The 18,755-nt window shown below is 73.2% G+C and carries 11 protein-coding genes and 1 pseudogene; 7 read left to right on the forward strand and 5 right to left on the reverse strand.

Going from position 1 to position 18,755, the window contains the following annotated elements; all coding sequences use genetic code 11:
* The first annotated feature begins 26 nt into the window (after nt 1–26).
* Nucleotides 27–1,010 (forward strand): CE1 family esterase, encoded by a 984-nt coding sequence (locus J421_RS15180; RefSeq protein WP_104022660.1) that lies wholly within the window; start codon nt 27–29, stop codon nt 1,008–1,010.
* Nucleotides 988–1,953, forward strand: a complete 966-nt coding sequence (locus J421_RS15185; protein ID WP_025412033.1) for a CE1 family esterase — start codon at nt 988–990, stop codon at nt 1,951–1,953. Before J421_RS15180 ends, J421_RS15185 begins: the two co-directional genes overlap by 23 nt.
* A 14-nt stretch (nt 1,954–1,967) precedes the next feature.
* Here the strand turns inward: J421_RS15185 and J421_RS15190 are convergent, their stop codons facing one another.
* Nucleotides 1,968–3,692: a glycoside hydrolase family 10-like protein gene (locus tag J421_RS15190; protein WP_025412034.1), complete on the reverse strand. Its 1,725-nt coding sequence runs from the start codon at nt 3,690–3,692 to the stop codon at nt 1,968–1,970.
* A 147-nt stretch (nt 3,693–3,839) separates the two neighbouring features.
* On the opposite strand from J421_RS15190, the gene J421_RS15195 reads away from it, so the two are divergent.
* Nucleotides 3,840–5,234, forward strand: coding sequence for a DUF4403 family protein (locus J421_RS15195; RefSeq protein WP_025412035.1), 1,395 nt, complete (start codon nt 3,840–3,842; stop codon nt 5,232–5,234).
* Between the two features lie 3 nt (nt 5,235–5,237).
* Here the strand turns inward: J421_RS15195 and J421_RS15200 are convergent, their stop codons facing one another.
* Both J421_RS15200 and J421_RS33640 read right to left on the reverse strand, forming a co-directional pair.
* Complete coding sequence (locus J421_RS15200) at nt 5,238–7,358, reverse strand: family 20 glycosylhydrolase (RefSeq protein WP_025412036.1); 2,121 nt, start codon at nt 7,356–7,358, stop codon at nt 5,238–5,240.
* Nucleotides 7,359–7,387: 29 nt separating this feature from the next.
* Complete coding sequence (locus J421_RS33640; RefSeq protein ID WP_025412037.1) at nt 7,388–9,043, reverse strand: hypothetical protein; 1,656 nt, start codon at nt 9,041–9,043, stop codon at nt 7,388–7,390.
* Between the two features lie 232 nt (nt 9,044–9,275).
* Here J421_RS33640 and J421_RS15205 point away from each other — a divergent pair, with 232 nt between their 5' ends.
* From J421_RS15205 to J421_RS15215, 3 genes are all read left to right on the forward strand, one after another.
* Nucleotides 9,276–9,902: a hypothetical protein gene (locus tag J421_RS15205; protein ID WP_148306338.1), complete on the forward strand. Its 627-nt coding sequence runs from the start codon at nt 9,276–9,278 to the stop codon at nt 9,900–9,902.
* A gap of 388 nt (nt 9,903–10,290) precedes the next feature.
* The gene (locus tag J421_RS15210) at nt 10,291–12,471 is read left to right on the forward strand and encodes a S9 family peptidase (protein WP_025412039.1); all 2,181 of its coding nucleotides are present in this window, start codon (nt 10,291–10,293) and stop codon (nt 12,469–12,471) included.
* The gene (locus J421_RS15215) at nt 12,471–13,877 is read left to right on the forward strand and encodes a hypothetical protein (RefSeq protein ID WP_104022664.1); all 1,407 of its coding nucleotides are present in this window, start codon (nt 12,471–12,473) and stop codon (nt 13,875–13,877) included. Before J421_RS15210 ends, J421_RS15215 begins: the two co-directional genes overlap by 1 nt.
* Nucleotides 13,878–13,977: 100 nt before the next feature.
* On the opposite strand, the gene J421_RS15220 is transcribed toward J421_RS15215, so the two are convergent.
* Together J421_RS15220 and J421_RS15225 are read right to left on the reverse strand one after the other, a co-directional pair.
* Nucleotides 13,978–15,894, reverse strand: coding sequence for an ATP-dependent metallopeptidase FtsH/Yme1/Tma family protein (locus tag J421_RS15220; RefSeq protein WP_104022665.1), 1,917 nt, complete (start codon nt 15,892–15,894; stop codon nt 13,978–13,980).
* Between the two features lie 274 nt (nt 15,895–16,168).
* On the reverse strand, nt 16,169–16,714 hold the full coding sequence (locus J421_RS15225) for a thioredoxin family protein (RefSeq protein WP_025412040.1): 546 nt from the start codon (nt 16,712–16,714) through the stop codon (nt 16,169–16,171).
* Nucleotides 16,715–16,880: 166 nt separating this feature from the next.
* On the opposite strand from J421_RS15225, the pseudogene aceB reads away from it, so the two are divergent.
* Nucleotides 16,881–18,482 (forward strand): annotated as a pseudogene (gene aceB / locus J421_RS34620) (malate synthase A); the annotation flags it as partial.
* Nucleotides 18,483–18,755: the final 273 nt, after the last annotated feature.

Genomic DNA, 18,755 nt, shown 5'->3' on the forward strand with positions numbered 1-18,755 from the left:
GGCCCGAATCGGTGTGAGTGCGGGACATGACGAGACGCGTGCGAATGGTGGCGGCGCTGGTCGCCGTGTTGCTCGTAGCGGCGTGCGCGCAGCTCATCGGCGCGCGCGGCCTCACGGCGGCGGCGCCCGGTGAGACGTCCTTTCACACGCTGCACGTGGGCGGACGCGAGCGGTCGTTCCTCCTCCACCTGCCGCCGGCCGCCGACTCGGGTCGGCGCGTGCCGCTCCTGCTCTCATTCCACGGCTACACCGAGAACGCGAACGTCAACATGGAGATGACGCGGCTGAACGAGGTGGGCGACCGCCTCGGCTTCGCGGTCGCGTATCTCAACGGCACGGGCAAGCTGCGCTTCGCGGGGCTCACGTGGAACGCGGCCACCTGCTGCGGCTCCGCGGAGCGACTGCGCGTGAACGACGTGGCGTTCGCGCGCGCCGTGGTGGACACGCTCGCGCACGCGCTTCCGGTGGACTCGTCGCGGGTGTTCGCCACGGGCTTCTCGGCGGGCGGCATGATGTCGCTGCTCCTCGCCTGCGCGCGGCGGCAGTTCATCTACGGTGCGGCCGACGTGGCGGGCGCCATGCCCGACACGACGTGCGCGACCCGCGCGCGCATGGCGGTGCTGCTCGTGCGCGGCGATGAGGACGTGGAGCTGGAGAAGGACCACACCGAGCATCGGCATCGCAACAACCACTTCTACGCCGTGTCGTTCCCGGGCGCACGCCGCTTCTGGGCGGCCCACAACGGGTGCGCACCGGACGCGCGCGTCGACAGCACCGCCGACTACGTCCTCGTGTCGCAGCTCGGGTGCCCGCCGGGGCGCGACGTGCGCGAGCTGATCGTGCGCGGGCAGGGGCACATCTGGCCGGGCGGGGTGCGCGTGTGGATGTTCGAGCCGCGTCCATCGCCGCACGTGGACGCGTCGACCATCGTCGCGCGGTTCCTGCTCGACGAGGACGCCACGGCGCGCGAGAGCATGCGCGCCGCGCATGCCGGGCCGGGCCGGCGGTGAGCCAGCCGCGGTGAGCGCGGCGCTCGCGCGCCTGGCGTTAGGCCTCCTCGCGCTCGCCGCGGGATGCGCTCCGCTGCTCGGCGCGCGGCCGCTCGCGGCGGCGCGGCCCGGTGCCACGACGTTCCACACGGTGCGGGTGGGCGGGCGCGAGCGGTCGTACATGCTGCACCTCCCGGCCGGCATGACGAACGACGTGCCGCGCCCGCTGGTGCTCGTCTTCCACGGGAACACGGGCAACGCCACGACCGTGCGCGCCGAGTCGAACCTGGACGCGGTGTCCGACCGCTTCGGCTACGAGGTGGCGTATCTCAACGGCACCGGATCGCTCCGCTATGCGGATCTCACCTGGAACGTGCGGACGTGCTGCGGCTTCGCGCTCCGCCACCGCGTGGACGACGTTGGCTTCGCGCGCGCCGTGGTGGACGCGCTCGCGACGACGGAGCACGCGGACCGCTCGCGCGTGTATGCCGCCGGCCTCTCGTCGGGAGGGACGCTCGCGCTGCTGCTCGCGTGCGACGCGAGCGATCTCGTCGCCGGCGTCGCCTCCGTGGCCGGGACGATGCCGGAGACACCCTGCGAGCCGGCGCGCCGTCTCACGGTGCTGCTCGTGCGCGGCGAGCGCGACGACGAGCTGGCGCGCGACCACGCGGAGAACGCGGCGCGCGGCTCGCCGGCATACGCGACGTCGTTCGATGCGGCGCAGGCGTTCTGGGCGGCGCGCGACGGGTGCGCCGGCGCCACGGTCCGCGATTCCACGCCGCTCGCCGCCATCGTGCGATCGGCCGACTGCCCGACGGGCGTCGGGGTCGAGCAGGTCATCGTGCGCGGACAGGGGCACGCGTGGCCCGGCGGCGCGAAGCCGTGGTGGTTCTCGCCCGCGCCGTCGCCGCTCGACGGCGCGTCGTTGATGCTCGAGCTCTTCTCGCGCGCGGCGGCGCGCTGACGCCGGGCCGGCGCCTACTCGACGCGCACGACCGCGGGCCGACCCGTCACGCCGGTCGGGCTCACCGGAACGACCGCCGCGGCGCGCGCCCGCTCGCCGTTAGGCAGCAGCACCGGCAGCAGCGTCAGATCGCCGGGCAGCGTCGTGGTCGACCAGCGGCCGGCCGCGTCGCGGAGCTGCAGCACCCACCACCGCACCGGTGCCGCGCCCGTGTCCGCGTGCACGCGCACCGCGGGCCCCGCGACGAGCGTGCGCGGCGTCGGCGCCATCTCACCACGCGACCGCGGCGCGGCGGCGTCCTTCGTCACGCGCAGGCCGGACGCGGGGGCGGGCTCCGGCGGCTCCGCGGCGGCGTCGGACGCGCAGCCGGCGAGCACCGGCGCCGACGGTGCCGCCGCGCCGAGCCACGGGCTGGCGGGCGGCAGCGCGGGCTCCGCGTAGGTGTCGCGCAGCCGCTGCCCGAGCGGACCGTCGGGCGCCATGGCGGCGAGGCGGAAGTGGAAGTGGCCTAACGATTCGGGCGTGCCCGCGCGCGCCTGCCGCAGCCATGCGATCTCCGCCGGGATCTCGGCCGCCGGCCACGGCGAGCCGCGCGACTCCACGCGCATGGTGAACAGTCCCGGCCAGATGTGCCGACCGGCGACGTTCTCGCCGCGCCACCACGCGTCGAGCCGCGTGAAGCGCCGCTCCTCGCCGTCGAGCTGCCAGTAGAGCTGCGGCGCGAGGTAGTCGAGCCATCCCTCACGCAGCCACTGGCGCGAGTCGGCGAAGATCTCCGTGTACGCGTCGAGCCCCGAGAGCCCCGGCGGATTGCCCGGGCGCCAGATGCCGAACGGGCTGATGCCGACGAGCACCCATGGCTTGCGCTCCTTCACCCCGCGGTAGAGCGACGCGATGAAGTCGCTCACGTTCGCGCGGCGGAAGGCCCCGCGCGTGTCGTACTTGTCGCGGCCGTAGCGCGCCCAGCTCGTCGCGTCCGGGAACTCGATCGTGCGGTGCGTGACGACGGTGTGGCGCCGCTTGCCGCGCCCGACGCGGTGGCGGATCGTCTCCGTCTCCTGATACGGGTAGAAGTAGTCGTCGAGGTGCACCGCATCGATGTCGTAGCGGTCCACGACCTCGAGGATCGCGTCGAGCACGTTGCGCCGCGCGTCCGGGTAGCCGGGGTCGATCCACGTCTGCGAGCCGTAGCGCACGATCCACCGCGGATGCTCGCGCCGCAGGAACGTGGCGCCGGGCCGATAGTCGCCGTCGGGCGGCGCGGCGCGGAACGGGTTGAACCACGCGTGCAGCTGCAGGCCGCGCCGGTGCGCCTCGGCGACCGCGAACGCGAGCGGGTCGTAGCCGGGCGACGCGGCCTCGCCGCGCGCACGCGTGAGGTAGCTCGACCACGGCGCGCGCCGCGTCGGATACATGGCGTCGGCGGCGACGCGCACGTGCAGCACGACCGCGTTCAGGCCGAGCGCGACCGCGCGGTCGAGCACCGCGAGCAGCTCGGCGCGCTGCGCGTCGGGGGACATGTCGGAGCGCGACGGCCACTCGCCGCCCTCCACCGGCGACACCCACGCGGCCCGCATCTCGCGCGTGACCGGCGGCAGTTGCAGCGACGCGACTTCCTCGTCCGGGAGCGGGTCCCCGCACGCGGCGGCCGATGCGGCGCGGTCCGGCTTCCACTGCGCGGCGCCGACGCCGACGCCCATCGCGGCGACGACGAGCATCGCCGCGGTCGCGGCCCGCACGAAAACGTCACGCGCCGCACGGTCGCGCCGTGCACGTGGAACCGGGCGGGGTATTCTTCGATCGCTGCCGTGCCGCTCGTGCATGCGCCGCTCCATGCCTCCGTCGCCGCCGCTCCGTCAGCGCGGCGAGCACGTTCATACTCCACGATGCCGTCGAAGATTCCCGCACGTGTCGCACCGTCATGCCTGGCCACGCTCGTCGCCGTCCTGCTCGGCGCCTGTGGTGGACAGGGACGGGCGGCGAAGTCCGAGTTCCTCACGCCGACGACGCTGCCGCCGAGCGAGCCGGCGGTGATCGCGCTGCCGGTCACGATCGTGACGAGCGCCGTGCAGACGCACCTCGAGCGTACGCTGCCGCGCGCCGACAGCCTGGACCAGGCGCGCTGTCAATCGCTCGGCGGCGCCGTGTGTCACCAGTACGTGTTCCGCCGCGATACGTTGGCGCTGCACGTCGCCGGCGATCGCATCGACGTGCTCGCGCGGCTGCGCTACCGCGGGCGCGTGTCGCTGCCCACCGGCGGCAGCGTGGGGAGCTGCGGCTACCCGCCGGAGCCGATGCCGCGCGCCGAGCTGCGCTTCACGACGTCGCTGTACTGGACCACCGCCTGGCGGCTCGCGTCGCGCAACACGTCGCTCACGTCGTCGCTTCCCGACCCGTGCCGCGTGACGCTGCTCGGCATCGACGCGACGCCGATCATGCGCCGCATCGCCGACGCGCAGCTCGCGCGCGTGGCGCAGGAGGTGGACTCCGCGCTCCCCACGCTCGCCGACCTGCGCCGCCCCGCCGACTCGCTGTGGCGCGCGATGCAGGAGCCGATGCCGCTCGACTCCACGGGCTCGCTGTGGCTGCTCATGAACCCCGAGCGCGTGGGGCTCGCCGCGCTCGACGGGCAGGGCACGACGATCCGCACCGGGCTCACGCTCGTCGCGCGTCCGCGCGTGGTGACGGGGGCGCGGCCGGACATCACGGTGCGGCCGCTGCCGTCACTCGCGCTCGCGCCCCTCGCGCGGGGCCTCCGCGTGCCGGTGCAGGTGGAGATGCCGTTCGCCGCGGTGAGTCGACGCGCGACGGAGCTGCTCGCCGCGGAGACGGCGCGCGAGCCGCTGAAGGTGACGCGCGTGGACGTCGCGGGAGCGGGCGATTCGGCCGTCGTGCGCCTCGCGCTCGCCGGCCGCATGAACGCGTCGCTCACGCTCGCCGGCCGGCCGCGGTTCGACGTCGGCACGCGCACGCTCGTCGTCGACGACCTGCACTACAGCGTGGAGAGCCGCGACTTCCTGTCGCGCGTGAAGGCGACGCTCGGCGCGCCGCTCATCCGGCACGCGATCGAGCAGGCGACGAACGGGGGCCGCCTCGCGCTCGGCCCGCAGCTCGACTCGGCGCGCGCGCAGCTCACGGCGCAGATGAACCGCCCGCTCGCGCCCGACGTCGTCGTCGGCGGCGGCGTCACGAGCCTGCGCCTAACGGGCCTCTACCTCACGAACGACGCGTTCGTCGTGCGCGTGCTGCTCGAAGGGGAGGCGGGGCTGTGGGCGAAGTGAGCGCTACGGTGCCTTCGGCGGCACGCGCGTGACGGGCGCCGGGATGCCGAGCGAGTCGCCGGGCGGCATGGTGTGGTCCCGTGCCCAGCGCGAGCGCACGTCGTTCAGGCGGTCGATGCGGCGCACCCAGAGCTGCGTCGCCTCGTCGTAGCGCGCGAGCACGTTGCGGAGCCAGTACGGGCGATTCTCGCGCAGCCACGCCGCCTCGTACAGGTCGCGCGTCTGCGAGAACAGGTCGCGGAGATCCTGCAGCCGGCCGTTGATGCCCGTCACGTCGGCCAGGTCGTACCAGCGGAGGTCGCGGGCCCGCGCGGTGTCGCGGTTCATCGCGTAGACGCGCGCGTAGATGCGCTGCACGTCGTCGGCGAGCTGGAACTTCAGGCCGATCGCGTCGACGCGACGCGCGCCGAGCTCGATCGCGTCGAGCGCGTCGGGCTCGCGCGTGGCGCCGGCCCGGCGCGCCGCGATCACGTGCTCGATCGCGTCCTCGGCGGCGAGCCGCAGATCGCGCGCGACCGGCAGCAGCCGCGCGGCGACGAGCTGCCCCTCGGGCGACAGCGGGTCGACCCAGAACAGTCGGTCGCTCGCGTCGCCGAGTCCCGCGGTGCGCAGCAGCGCGTGCGCGGCGATGAGCCGTCGCTCCGCTTCCGCGACGTGGCCCGTGGTGTCGCCGTGGAAGTCGCGCGCGTAGGCGGCGAGCGCCGGCGCAGGATCGCTGTCGCCCGCCTGCCACGACGCGGCGGCGCCGAAGATCACGCCGAGCCACTGCTGGTTGAACAGCCCCTCGCCGAAGTCGTCCCACGACGTGTTCAACACGCCCGTGGCACCGGCCTTCTGCCCCTCGCGCACGAACGCGCGGATGTTCTGGAGCGCGACGTCGTTGTTCGGGTAGACGCGGTTCCAGCTCGACACGCCGGGCGCCACCCACGTCTCGAGCCCCGCCGCGCGGAACGGCTGCAACAGCTTGTCGTACGACGCGAGCGGGAGATCGTAGTTCCACGGCACCGCGATCATGTCCTTCGGCAGCATGGGCACGAGCTCCGGATGGTCGCTCGCGATGTCGCCCCAGACGACGAGCCGACGGTTCAGCGGCTTCAACGCGCTCGCGATCCGGGCGACGAAGCTCGCGTACACGGCGCCGTAGCCCTGCGCGCGCACCTCGTCGGCCGTGCGCCCGCGTCCGAGGTCGAACGTCTCGTCGGCGCCGATGTGCAGGAAGCGGCCGGGGAACAGCGAGTCCAGCTCGGTGAACAGCCGCGTGACGAGCGGGATCGTCCGTGGATCCTCCGGCGCGAGCACGCTGCCGCGCTCCGTCTCGCCGATCGGCGTGTACTTCTCCCACGTCAGCACGTGGTGCAGGTGCCCGAACGCCTCCTGCTCGGGCACGATCTCCACGTGGTAGCGGCGCGCGTACTCCACGAGCTCGCGCGCCTGCGCGCGCGTGACGGCACCGCCGGGCGCCGCGAACAGCGGGTCCGACGCGTACGCCAGCGTGTGCTCGAAGTACGGCGAGTACACGTTCATCTTGTACGCGGCGAACGTGCGGATCTGCTTCTTCTGGAACTCGAGCGTCGGCACCGGGCCGCGCGAGATGTCGTCGTGGAAGCCGCGCCAGCGCATCGCCGGCCAGTCGCGCACGCGCGCGCCGAGCACGCGCGTCGCGGTGCCGCGCCCCTCCACGAGCTGCTTCACCGTCTGGGCGCCGTACAACACGCCGGCCGACGTCGCGCCCACCACGTCGACGCGCCCGCCGTCGGCGACGAGCACGTAGCCCTCGGGCGTCATCGCGGCGTCGAACGCGAGTCCGGCACGCGCGAGCGCGGCGCGCCCGGCCGCCGACTCGCGCCGCAGCAGCCGCACCCGCGCCACGGCTCCCCCACGCGCCGCGGCGAGCTGACCGCGCTCGCGCAGCACGTCGCTCAGATCCGTCGCCGTGCCGCGGTCGCCCGCATCGGCGGGCGCGTCCACGGCGACCCCGCCGGGCGCGGCGAACGGCGCACCCGCCGTAGCCTCGCGCGGCGCGGGGACGAGCGGGAGTGGGGACTGCGCGGCGGCCCGGCAGGGAAGCGCGCCGCCTAACGCGAGCGCCGCGACCGGCGCGAGCGCGCGACGAACGATCGACACGTCGGGCCGGCGCCTAACGGCCTGACGGCTCAGCGCCCGCGCAGCGCGTCGCGCACGCGGTCGGCCACGAAGCCCGGGGCGACGGTGATCCGCGCGTACGGGCGGCGGCGCAGGCCGGGGCTCGCGGCGACGGGGACCATCCAGTCGAGGCGCATCGTCGCGCGCGTCGCGGCGATCGGCGCCGTGTGCACGCCGATGCCGACGACCGCCGCGCTGATGCTCTGCGTCTCCGTCCCGCACGGCTGGTTGCGCAGCGATCCCGACGCGAACGCCGCGACGTCGAATGCCGTGCGCCCCCCGACCGGCGCGTCGAAGCGGAACGAGCGCTCCAGCGTCGCCGCGACGGCGCGTCCGGCGAGCCGGTCGCCGGTGCTGAGCATCGGGGCCGTGGGGTCGAGCCCCACGAGCGGCCGCACGTCGGGATCGGTGCGCAGCAGCCGCTCGCCCGCCACGCGCACCATCCAGTTGCCGTGCGGCGCCGCCGCGAGCAGCGTGGCCGCGGTGCGCAGCACGCCCGCCTCGACCTGCCGGCTGTAGAGGAAGCCCGAGCTCCACACGTCGGTGGCGAGGAGCGCGCGGTCGCCCGGATGCCAGATGCGCCCCACCCACGCGTCCAGATGCGCCGCCGGTGCCCGCAGCAGCAGCTTCTCGCCCACGCCGACCACCGCGGAGTACTCGAAGCCCATCGGCACGTCGAACACCGCGTCGTGCGGCAGCAGCCATGTCGTCGGCGCGTAGCGCGTCGCCACGCGATCCACGCCGACGTCGGCGCCGACGAAGCGGCGCGCGACCGTCTCGGGCCCCGGCGTGCGCATCCCGTCGAAGCGCGTCATGCGCGCGCTCGCGAGCTCCGCGCCCGCGCTCACGTAGAGCGCGGCGCCCGCCGCGTCGTCCGTCACGCGTCGCCCGACGAGCCCCTGCACGCCGCCGCGCGAGAAGTGGCCAGCCGCGCCGAACATCGGCCACCGCGACGCGCTCGTCGCCGTGAACGAGCCGCGCCACGGACGGGCGACGTCGCGCTCGTCGCTGCGCAGCGTGAGGCTCGACAGCCGCTCGTTAGGCAGCCGCGACAGCCGCACGCGGCCGACTATGGGCGAACCGAGTACGAATGGGTCAACGAGCGAGACGCTGCCGCCGACGCGACCGCTCCGGGTCTCGATCCCCGCGCGCACCTCGCGCCCGCTGCCGAGGAAGTTGCGTTCCTCGACGCCGAGCAGACCGTTAGGCAGCCGCAGGCCGCGCGACGGCTCCAGCTCCTCCGCCCCCGGCGGCGGTGGCGCGGCGGCGCGCAGCTCGGGGGAGATGCTCCACGCGTCGCGCGTCGCCACGGTGAGCGCGACGCCATCGGTCCCCTCGCACCGCTCGGCCACGATCGACGCGTCGTCGAGGAAGCGCAGGCGGCGCAGACGACGCAGCGACTCCGCCACGCGCGCCGTGTCCGCCACGTCGCCCGGCGCGATGAGCAGCCGCTGCCGGACGGCGCCGGCGCGCGTGCGCACGTGCACCAGGCCGGTCACCGCGCCCACGATGCCGTGCTCCGCCGGGTTCTCGGTGGAGACGTCGACGCTCAGCACCCGCTCGCCGGCGACCGCCGCGAGGTTCGTGCGGCTCTCGATGCGCTCGCACCGCTGCGCCGCGAGACGCGTCCCGCACAGCGGAAGCGCCGCGACCGCGAGAGCGGCCATCGAGGACGTCGGATGCTTCAAAGGTCGCGGCTGACGGATGGACTGCCGGACTGGTGTACCGGCCTCGAGCGGCCGGCGGGGACGGCGTAGGCTACGCGGAGTGCATGGACGGCGCCAGCGCGTCGAGCTCGACTCGACGGGCGGAATTTGTTTGACGCTCCAGTCCGGGAGCCCGATAGTGAAGCTGCTGCGTTGCAAATGCTGCCGGCCTCTCCCTCACCCGGAGGTAGCCATGCAAACGCACCTTCCCACCTGGCTTCGGCGAGCCTCGCTCGCCGCCGTGTACCTCGGCGCCGCGACCGCGGCCGCGCAGCCTCCGCCGGGGACGCCGATCGGTGCCTTCCGCGGCCAGCGCTTCGTCATGCGGGTCTCGGAGAACCCCGCGCTCGATGGCATCGGCCAGCTCTTTCCGATCATGGGGCAGCGCCGCAACGCGGCGGGGCGACCGGCCGGTCCCATCGTTCCGTTCGCGGTCCAGTCGGGGTTCGCCGAGCTGTTCGACGACGTCGCCCAGACCGTGCGCAGCGACGACCTGTGGTTCTACAGCAACGGGAACCGCCCCGTGGGCATACCGGTCGCCGCGCCCGCCTGCCCGGTGCTCTCCTGCATCTGGCTGGTCTCCGACAACAACGTCGCCAGCCCCGGTGGCAACGAGGCGCCCGAGACGTACGTGGCGTCGTTCGTGTTCAGCGCCAGCCTCCCGCAGGGATCCGTCGACGCGACGTCCCAGCTGTCTGAGGCGGAATACACGTTCGAGGAGCCGCCGGACGTGGACACCGTGGTGCCCGAGCCGGCAGAGCCGCTGCTCGTCGGCGCCGGGCTGCTCGGCATCACCGCCGGCGTGCGGTCGAAGAAGTAGCAGCTAGGGCAGGACCGCCCACTCGAGAGGCCGGACGCCAGAAGCCCCCCTCCGACCCGTCATCGGAGAGGGGCTTCTCGCATGGTCGACTTCGGGTACTACCCGACCCGCACCACGCTCCGGCTTCCGATCCTCGGTCACCGGCGGTAACTGACTGGCTTACCGGCAGTTACCGGTGACCTTGGACGTACGGGAAGACGTAGACAAAGGATCACCTCCTTGATGCGGGTTCGACATGTTCCGGATAGGAAGGGACGACGCGGATCGGAGCTTTGGAGGTTCGACCCGCGCATCCGCCCACGTGCCTCCGAAGCCACGCGACAGCGGACGTTGCAGGATACCCGTTAGTGATGGTGAGGTTCCAGTCCCCGTCCCAATCTTTCGGCCCATGCGCATCACCGCGTCCCTCCTCGGCCTCGTCGCACTTCCTGCCGCGCTCGGCGCGCAGGCGACCCCCGCCCGCCACGCCTTCCGGCTCGCCGACTGGTACCGCGTCGCGACGGTCGGCTCGCCGGCGGTCTCGCCCGACGGCAAGCGCGTGGCGTTCACCGTCACCACCGTGCGCGAGTCGGAGAACAAGCGACACAGCGAGGTCTGGGTCGCGCCGGTCGCCGGTGGCGCGCCGGCGCGGTACACGTCGCCGAGCACCGAGAGCACGAGTCCGCGCTGGTCGCCCGACGGGCGGTACCTGTACTTCGCGTCGACGCGACCGGGCGTGAAGGCGACCACGTGGCGGCTGCGGATGGACGCGGCGGGCGGCGAGGCGGAGCCGGTCGAGGGACCGATCGCGACGAGCTGGTCGCGCGACGGACGCGTGCTCGTCTTCGGCGACACGAGCACCGGCCCGGCGCGCGACACGACGGCGCGCGACCCGTTCGGCCGCATGCAGGCCATGGCGCGTCCGCCCTACGGCGCGATCACCCGGCCGGCCGACCCCGCGCGCTTCGACGGCCGCCACGTCGTCGACTTCGGCTACAAGTCGAACGACCGCGGCTTCGTGCCGAACCGCCGCGAGGCGCGCCGCTGGAACGCGTCGCAGATCTGGGTGCAGAGCGGCGACGCGGCGCGCAAGCAGCTCACGAGCACGGCGTACTCGCATCGCGGCGTGTCGGTGTCGCCCGACGGCCGCTGGATCGCGTTCCTCGCCGACCCGCGGCTGCGCTCCGACTCCGCCGTAGAGGCCGAGCGCGATTCGTTGGGCCGGCTGCCGTACGACGCGGCGCGCGACGAGGCGTCGCGCAACGACGTCGACCTGTTCGTGATCCCCGCGACGGGCGGCGAGCCGCGGCGCGTCGCCGCGTACGACGGCACGGAGAGCGACTTCGCGTGGTCGCCCGACTCGCGGCGCATCGCGTTCGTCGGACGTCCCGCGCGCACGAAGTCGGCGCGCCTCTACGTCGTCGACGCCGCCGCTCCGACCGCGGCCGCCCCGACCGAGCTGCTCGGCGACTGGAAGTACGAGCCGGAGTCGATCACGTGGCTGCCTAACGGCGACATCGGCATGTCGGCGTCGCTCGGCGGGCGTTCGGCCTTCCTGCTCGTCTCGCCGGCGACGAAGAAGATCCGCGAGGTCCTCGGCGGGCGTCGCCGCATCGCGTCGCCGTCGACCGACGACGCGGGCACCGTGGTCGCCTACGTATCCACCGACGTCACGCACCCGACGGAGCTCTACGTCGCGACGCCCGACGGCCGCAACGAGCGCAAGGTGACGAGCTTCAACGACGCGCTGAACGCCGAGGTGGCGTGGAGCGACGCCGAGCGGTTCACGTACCAGAGCGTGGGCGGAGTCGAGATCGAGGGGTGGCTCATGAAGCCGTACGGCTACGAGCCGGGGAAGAAGTACCCGCTCGCGCTCTACATCCACGGCGGCCCGCACTCGCAGTACAACGAGGGGTGGTTCGACGAGTTCCAGAACCTCGCCGCCGAGGGGATGTGGGTGCTGTACACGAACCCCCGCGGGTCGAGCGGCTACGGCGCGGACTTCACGTACGCGTCGCGCTTCGACTGGGGCGGGAAGGACTACGAGGACCTCATGAAGGCGGTCGACATCGCGGCGCGGCGCGCCGACGTCGATTCCACGCGCATGGGCGTCACCGGCGGCTCGTACGGCGGCTTCATGACCGCGTGGATCACGACGAAGACGAACCGCTTCAAGGCGGCCGAGGCCGACCGCATGATCAGCGAGTGGACGTACTGGTACGGCGCGTCCGACGCGCAGGGGCTCACGGAGTTCGAGTTCGCCGGCAAGCCGTGGGACAACTTCGCGATGTACGACACGCTGTCGCCGATCCGACACGTGACGAAGGTGCGCACGCCGACGCTCATCGTGCAGAGCGAGGACGACTTCCGCACGCCGATGGGGAACGCGGAGCTGTGGTTCATCGCGCTGCGCAAGATGGGCGTGCCGGCGGAGCTCGTGCGCTACCCGCGCTCGACGCACGAGCTGTCGCGCAGCGGTGAGCCGTGGCTGCTCGTCGACCGGCTCGGTCGGCTGCGGCAATGGTTCGGGTACTGGCTGCAGGACAAGCAGCCGACGACCACCGCGGCCGCGGCAGCCGGCACGCGCTGATGTCGACGATCGCGGCACCGGAGCGGGTGGGGGAGCCGTTAGGCGCGCCCGCGGCGGCGCCGCCCGCCGCGCCCATCGTCGAGCAGCGCATCCCGACCGAGGTGAGCGCGGCGTGGGAGCTGGAGCTGCTCATCGCCGGCGCCGTGACGTTCGCGCTGTTCCAGCTTCCCGGATCCATCGACGCACTGCGCGAGCAGCTGATGCCGAAGGCCACGGGCGGCTGGCTGATGGCGGTGCTGCTCGGCTACCTGTACACGAAGGTCATCGTCTACACGCTCATCGCGGCGTTCCTGCTCAACCTCACGCTGCGCGCATACTGGGTCGGACTCGTCGGACTGCACTCGGTGTTCCCGCGCGGCGTCGACTGGGAGCGCATGCAGTCGCGGGCCGGCCCGGCGACGATCGAGGAGTACCGCAGGCGGCACTCGTCGATCCCGTCGATCATCGCACGCGTCGACAACTTCGCGAGCGTCATCTTTTCGTTCGCGTTCCTCGTCGTCGTGACGTGCCTCTTCTCGCTCGTCGGGTCGGCGCTGTTCGGCGGTGTCGCGTGGGCGATCAACCAGCTCGTGTTCGGCGGCCGGCACGGACTGCTCGTGTTCGAGCTGCTCGCGTTCGGCTTCGCGGTGCCGCTCGTCGCGATCGGCGTCGTCGACAAGAAGTACGGGCGCCGCTGGGCGCCCGACAGCGTCGCCGGGCGTCGTCTGCGCAGGGCGGCGCGCGTCGCGATGCGCGTCAACGGCTCGTCGCTGCTCGGCCCGATCATGTTCACGCTGTACACGAACGTGCGGAAAGGGCTGCTGATGGCGACGTTCTACGCCACGTTCGTCGGCGCGCTGCTCATCGCGATCGTCGAGCTGTTCGTCCGCCTCGGCGCGTTCGCCGGCGGCGCGCCGCGCTACGTCCCCGACGACGAGGCAATCCGCGGCGTCGACGCCGACCACTATGAGTCCATGCGCGGTGCGGCGTCGAACCCGGGCGCGATCACGATCCAGTCGGACGTGATCCAGGATCCGTACGTGCGGCTGTTCATCCCGTACTCGACGGACCGCCACGACCCCGCGCTCGCCGCGTCGTGCCCGCAGGCCGCGCCGCTCCGCCCGGGACACCTGCACTTCGCGATCGCGCCGAGCGGCAAGCAGCGCGACGTCGTGGAGCGCAACGCGACCGCGGTGCTCGCGTGCCTCTCGCGCATGCACACCGTGACGCTCGACGGCGCGCCGCAGGACGTGGCGCTGCGCTTCTACACCCAGCCCGCGACCGGCCGCCGCGGGATGATCGCGTACCTCCCGACCGCGACGCTCGCCTCGGGCCCGCACACGCTGGCCGTCATGCCCGCGCCGCGCGCGCCGGACAGCCGGAACGCGACGCCGCTGCGGCCCATCGAGATCCCGTTCTGGAAGTGACAGGGCAGGAGGGCAAGAGGGCGCGCGCGAAACGCGCGAGGGCACGAGAGAATCGGAATCTCTCGTGCCCTCTTGCCCTCCCGCCCTCCTGCCCTCGCCGTTAGGCGGCGGACAGCTGCTGCGCGCAGTGCACGCCCTGCGCACGGGCGATCGTGATCACCTCGTCCGCCGAGAGCACGTCCTTCTCGAGCAGCGCCTGCGCCACCGCCTCGACCGCCGCGCGGTGCTCCCGCACCAGCGCCTCGGCGCGGTCGGCCTGCTCGCGGATCAGCGCGCGGACCGCGGTGTCGATCTGGCTCATGAGCTGCGAGCTCGGCTGGCCGCCCTGCGCCGAGGCATCCGCGCTCACGAGCCCCACCTGCTCGCTCATGCCGAAGTCGGCCACCATGCGGCGCGCGACGTTCGTCGCCTGCACCAGGTCCCCGCCCGCGCCCGACGTGATCGCCTCGGGGCCGAAGAACTCGAGCTCCGCCGCGCGGCCGCCGAGCGCCTTCGCGATGAGGCCGAGTAGGTAGCGGCGCGTGTGCAGGTGACGGTCGACGTCGGGAGCGAAGTGCGCGGCGCCCAGCGTGCGCCCGCGCGCCTCGATCGTGACTTTGTGCAGCTTGTCCTCGGGGCACGCCACGAGGCCGACGATCGCGTGTCCCGCCTCGTGCAGCGCCACGAGCCGACGCTCGTCCTCGCTCACCGTGACGCCGGAGCGCACGCGGCCGAGCAGGATCTTGTCGCGCGCCTGCTCGATGTGCGCGTTCGTGATCTCGGACGAGTCGGCGTGCACGGCGATGATCGCCGCCTCGTTCAGCAGGTTCGCCAGCTCGGCGCCCGAGTGGCCGACGGTGAGCGCGGCGAGGCGCTCGAGGTCGACGTCGGCGGCGAGCTTCGACGTCTTCGCGTGGATCTTCAGGATCTCGAGACGATCGTTCGTCGTCGGCAGCGACACCTCGACCACGCGGTCGAAGCGTCCCGGCCGCCGCACCGCGGGGTCGAGCATGTCCTCGCGGTTCGTCGCCGCCATCCACACGACGCCCTCGCTGCCGGCCATGCCGTCCATCTCCACGAGGAGCTGGTTCAGCGTGACCTCTTCCTCGCCCGAGCGGTTCGGCCGGCCGCGGCGGCCGCCCAACGAGTCGAACTCGTCGATGAACACGATGCACGGCGCCGCGTCGCGCGCCTGCTTCGCGAGCTGGCGCACGCGCTTGGAGCCGACACCGACGTACATCTCGTTGAAGTCGGAGCCGGCGGCCTGGATCACCGGCACGCCCGCCTCGCCGGCGACGGCACGCGCGAGCAGCGTCTTGCCCGTGCCCGGCGGGCCGACGAGCAGGATGCCCTTGGGGCACTTCGCGCCCATGTTGCGGAAGCGCTCCGGGTCCTTCAGGTAGGCGATCACGTCGCGCAGGTCGGCCTGCGCCTCGCGCGCGCCGCCGACGTCGGCGAGCGTGAGCCGGCGCGACGGGGGCGTCGCGGCGAAGCGCGTCCGTGTCGCACCACCGCGCGATCGCACGACCAGGAAGCCGATCATGCCGAGCAGCGCGGCGAAGCTGAGAAGCTGGATGATCTGCTCCGGCGAGTGCAGGCGGTCCTGCTCCGCGACGCGCACGCGGGCGCCGGACTGCGACCACCGGTCGAGCGTCTCCACCGACACACCGCGCGGCGGGATGGTGGCCGTCACGACGTTGGTGACGCGGCCGTAGACCAGCTGCTTCGCGGTCAGCTCGGCCAGCACGCGGTTGTCGCCCTCGTCGAGCAGGACGTCGCGCACCTGCCCGGCGGCGATCGCGCGCGACAGCTCCGAGTACGCGATGACCGGCGGCGCATCGGCGGCGGGATGCAGCACCCGCCAGCCGACGACGGCGGCGATCGCGATCGCGATCACGATGCCGAACGTCCAGTAGCGCACGGGGCCACCGCTGCGCGACAGGAGCCCGAGGTTCGCGCGCGTGCGCAGGTTCCGGCGCTCCTTCGACGGCGACTGCTGGCCGGAGCGCAGGACGGCAGGTTTACGGAAGAGGGGCATGCGGAAAGGCGGGATCGGTCCGCGGGGCGCGGCCGGTGGCGTGCGGAAGTGGCGACGAGACGGGACGCCGGCGCGACGCTGCCGCGAGGGGCAGACGACGGGCTGGAACGCCCTGTAACACGACCATACGCGAGGACCGATCTCCGCGTATCGCGCCGTGCGACGTGGTTATCCGGGGAACTTCAAGGATAACTGTTTACACGCCGCTTCTCGTCACGATCCCTCGTGCGCGCAGCCGCCGGACTGAACGTGCGGCCAGCGCGCCGTGACGGCCTCAGGCGGCGACGTCGCGCTCGGCGGCGCGCGCGAGCAGCGTGACGACCTCGTCCAGCGTGGTACGGCCGCGGTCGCGGGCGTACCAGGTGCGGACGTACCGGTAGCGCTCGTCCTTCTCCATGGTCTTGCCGACCGTGGTCGCCCAGAGCTGGAGCTCGCTCGGCCGGGGCCCCCACCAGCCGTGCTCGACGAACGCCGAATCGAGCGCGATGACGACCGGGATTGAGCGCGACCCGTTCGTGAGGTGCGCGTCCATGAGGTCCGGGTTGTCCTCCCGGCCGACGACGCGCAGGTCGAGGTTCGGGGCGCGCTCGGCCAGTCGGGCGAGGTGGGGCACGGTGTTCACCGCGTCACCGCACCAGTCCTCGACCATCACGAGCAGGTGCCACTGGCCGGCGACCGCGGCGGCCCGCGCGACGATCTCGTCCGGCACCCGCGCCAGCCGGTACGTGTCGCGCCAGAGCTGCGCGTGCTTCTGGGCCCGCTCCAGGAACTCGGCGAACCGGAGCGCGTGCTCGTAGCGGGATCGGTAGCTCAGCTGCATGGGTCGAAAGATACCGGGGCGTCCATGGGGCGCCGTCAGGCGAAAATCGGACCCTCGACGCCCGGGATCCTGACGAGCCCTCATCTTGCGCCCGGGCTGCGGTGGCGGACACGTTCGCCGCACGCGTTCGCCGCTCCCGCATCGCCCACCCGGCCCAGGGGTCCTCATGCCGCTCGATCCGCCTGCCGGCGTCACCGTGCTCACCAGGCCGCTGGGTGCCGCCGCGAGCGCGGCCGAGCGTGTGCTGACGCGCGACGCGCTCGCGTTCGTGGCCGAGCTCGAGCGTCGGTTCGGCGCCCGCCGGCGCGAGCTGTTGCAGCGGCGCCACGACCGCCAGCGCGACATCGACGCCGGCGTGATCCCGGGCTTCCTCGTGGAGACGCGCGGCGTGCGCGAGGGCGACTGGCGCGTCGCGCCGTGTCCGCCCGCGCTCGAGCGCCGGCGCGTGGAGATCACCGGTCCGGTCGACCGCAAGATGATGATCAACGCGCTGAACTCGGGGGCGGACGCGTTCATGGCCGACTTCGAGGACGCGCTCTCGCCGACGTGGGAGAACGTCGTCGAGGGCCAGGCGAACGTGCAGGACGCGGTGCGCGGCACGCTCGCGTTCACGGGCCCCGACGGGCGCGCGTACCGGCTGAACGCGGAGCGGGCGACGCTCCTCATCCGCCCGCGCGGCTGGCATCTCGACGAGGCGCACGTGCTGCTCGACGACGCGCCGGTGTCGGCCAGTCTGTTCGACTTCGGGATGGTGGTGTTCCACAACGCCACGGCGCAGCTCGAGCGCGGCGCGGGCCCGTACTTCTACCTGCCGAAGCTCGAGAGCCATCTCGAGGCGCGCCTGTGGAACGACGTGTTCACGTTCGCCGAGGCGTCGTTAGGCATCCCGCGCGGGAGCGCGCGCGCGACGGTGCTCATCGAGACGATCCTCGCCGCGTTCGAGATGGAGGAGATCCTGTACGAGCTGCGCGACCACGCGGCGGGGCTCAACGCGGGGCGGTGGGACTACATCTTCAGCATCATCAAGAAGTTCAGCGCGCGCGCCGACATGCTGCTCCCCGACCGCGCGCAGGTGACGATGGCGGTGCCGTTCATGCGCGCGTACACCGAGCAGCTCGTGCGCGCGTGTCACAAGCGCGGCGCGCACGCGATCGGCGGCATGGCGGCGTTCGTGCCGAACCGGCGTGACCCCGCCGTCACCGAGGCCGCCGTCGCGAAGGTGCGCGAGGACAAGCTGCGCGAGGCCGCGGCGGGGTTCGACGGCACGTGGGTGGCGCATCCGGATCTCGTGCCCGTCGCGATGGAGGTGTTCCGCGACCGGCTCGGCGCGCGGCCGAACCAGAAGGACGTGCTGCGCGAGGACGTGCGCAACGACGCGTTCGGGCTGCTGCGGCTGGAGGTCCCCGACGGCCGCGTCACGGACGCTGGCGTGCGCGCGAACGTCGACGTGGCGCTCCTCTATCTGGACGCGTGGCTGCGCGGGTCCGGCGCCGTCGCGATCCACAACCTCATGGAGGACGCGGCGACGGCGGAGATCTCGCGCGCCCAACTCTGGCAGTGGATCCGTCATCGCGTCACGACCACCGACGGGACCGCGCTCACGCCGGAGCGGTACGCCGCCGTGCGCGACGAGGTGCTCGACACGCTGGAGCGCGAGCGCGGCGACGCGCCGTCGCGGCTGCGCGATGCGGCCGGGCTGCTCGACCGGCTGGTGCTCGGCTCGGAGTTCGTGGAGTTCCTCACGCTCCCCGCGTACCCGATGCTGGAGCAAAGGATCGACGCGGTCGCGGGCGGTGGCTCCGGCGCGCCGCCTGACGACGCGGCGCGCGCGTCGCGGGCGACCGACGCGGCGCACGTCGGGTTCGCGGACCAGGTGCAGGCGCTCTCCGCGCGGTGGCGCGAGGCGGGCGCGGGTGCCGCGCGCCGCGACTACGCGCCGGCCGACGTGGTGCGTCTGCGCGGCTCGGTGCGCGTGCACTACACGCTCGCTGCGTTAGGCGCCGAGCGGCTGCGGGAGCTGCTGGCGCAGTGGCCCGACGCC

This window comes from Gemmatirosa kalamazoonensis (assembly GCF_000522985.1).
Classification (GTDB): domain Bacteria; phylum Gemmatimonadota; class Gemmatimonadetes; order Gemmatimonadales; family Gemmatimonadaceae; genus Gemmatirosa; species Gemmatirosa kalamazoonensis.

What these genes read in the sequence shown, in the direction of transcription:
- J421_RS15180 (WP_104022660.1), top strand. Translation starts at nt 27, where the DNA reads ATGACGAGACGCGTGCGAATGGTGGCGGCGCTGGTCGCCGTGTTGCTC.
- J421_RS15185 (WP_025412033.1), top strand. Translation starts at nt 988, where the DNA reads ATGCCGGGCCGGGCCGGCGGTGAGCCAGCCGCGGTGAGCGCGGCGCTC.
- J421_RS15195 (WP_025412035.1), top strand. Translation starts at nt 3,840, where the DNA reads ATGCCGTCGAAGATTCCCGCACGTGTCGCACCGTCATGCCTGGCCACG.
- J421_RS33640 (WP_025412037.1), bottom strand. Translation starts at nt 9,043, where the DNA reads ATGGCCGCTCTCGCGGTCGCGGCGCTTCCGCTGTGCGGGACGCGTCTC.
- J421_RS15205 (WP_148306338.1), top strand. Translation starts at nt 9,276, where the DNA reads ATGCAAACGCACCTTCCCACCTGGCTTCGGCGAGCCTCGCTCGCCGCC.
- J421_RS15210 (WP_025412039.1), top strand. Translation starts at nt 10,291, where the DNA reads ATGCGCATCACCGCGTCCCTCCTCGGCCTCGTCGCACTTCCTGCCGCG.
- J421_RS15215 (WP_104022664.1), top strand. Translation starts at nt 12,471, where the DNA reads ATGTCGACGATCGCGGCACCGGAGCGGGTGGGGGAGCCGTTAGGCGCG.
- J421_RS15220 (WP_104022665.1), bottom strand. Translation starts at nt 15,894, where the DNA reads ATGCCCCTCTTCCGTAAACCTGCCGTCCTGCGCTCCGGCCAGCAGTCG.
- J421_RS15225 (WP_025412040.1), bottom strand. Translation starts at nt 16,714, where the DNA reads ATGCAGCTGAGCTACCGATCCCGCTACGAGCACGCGCTCCGGTTCGCC.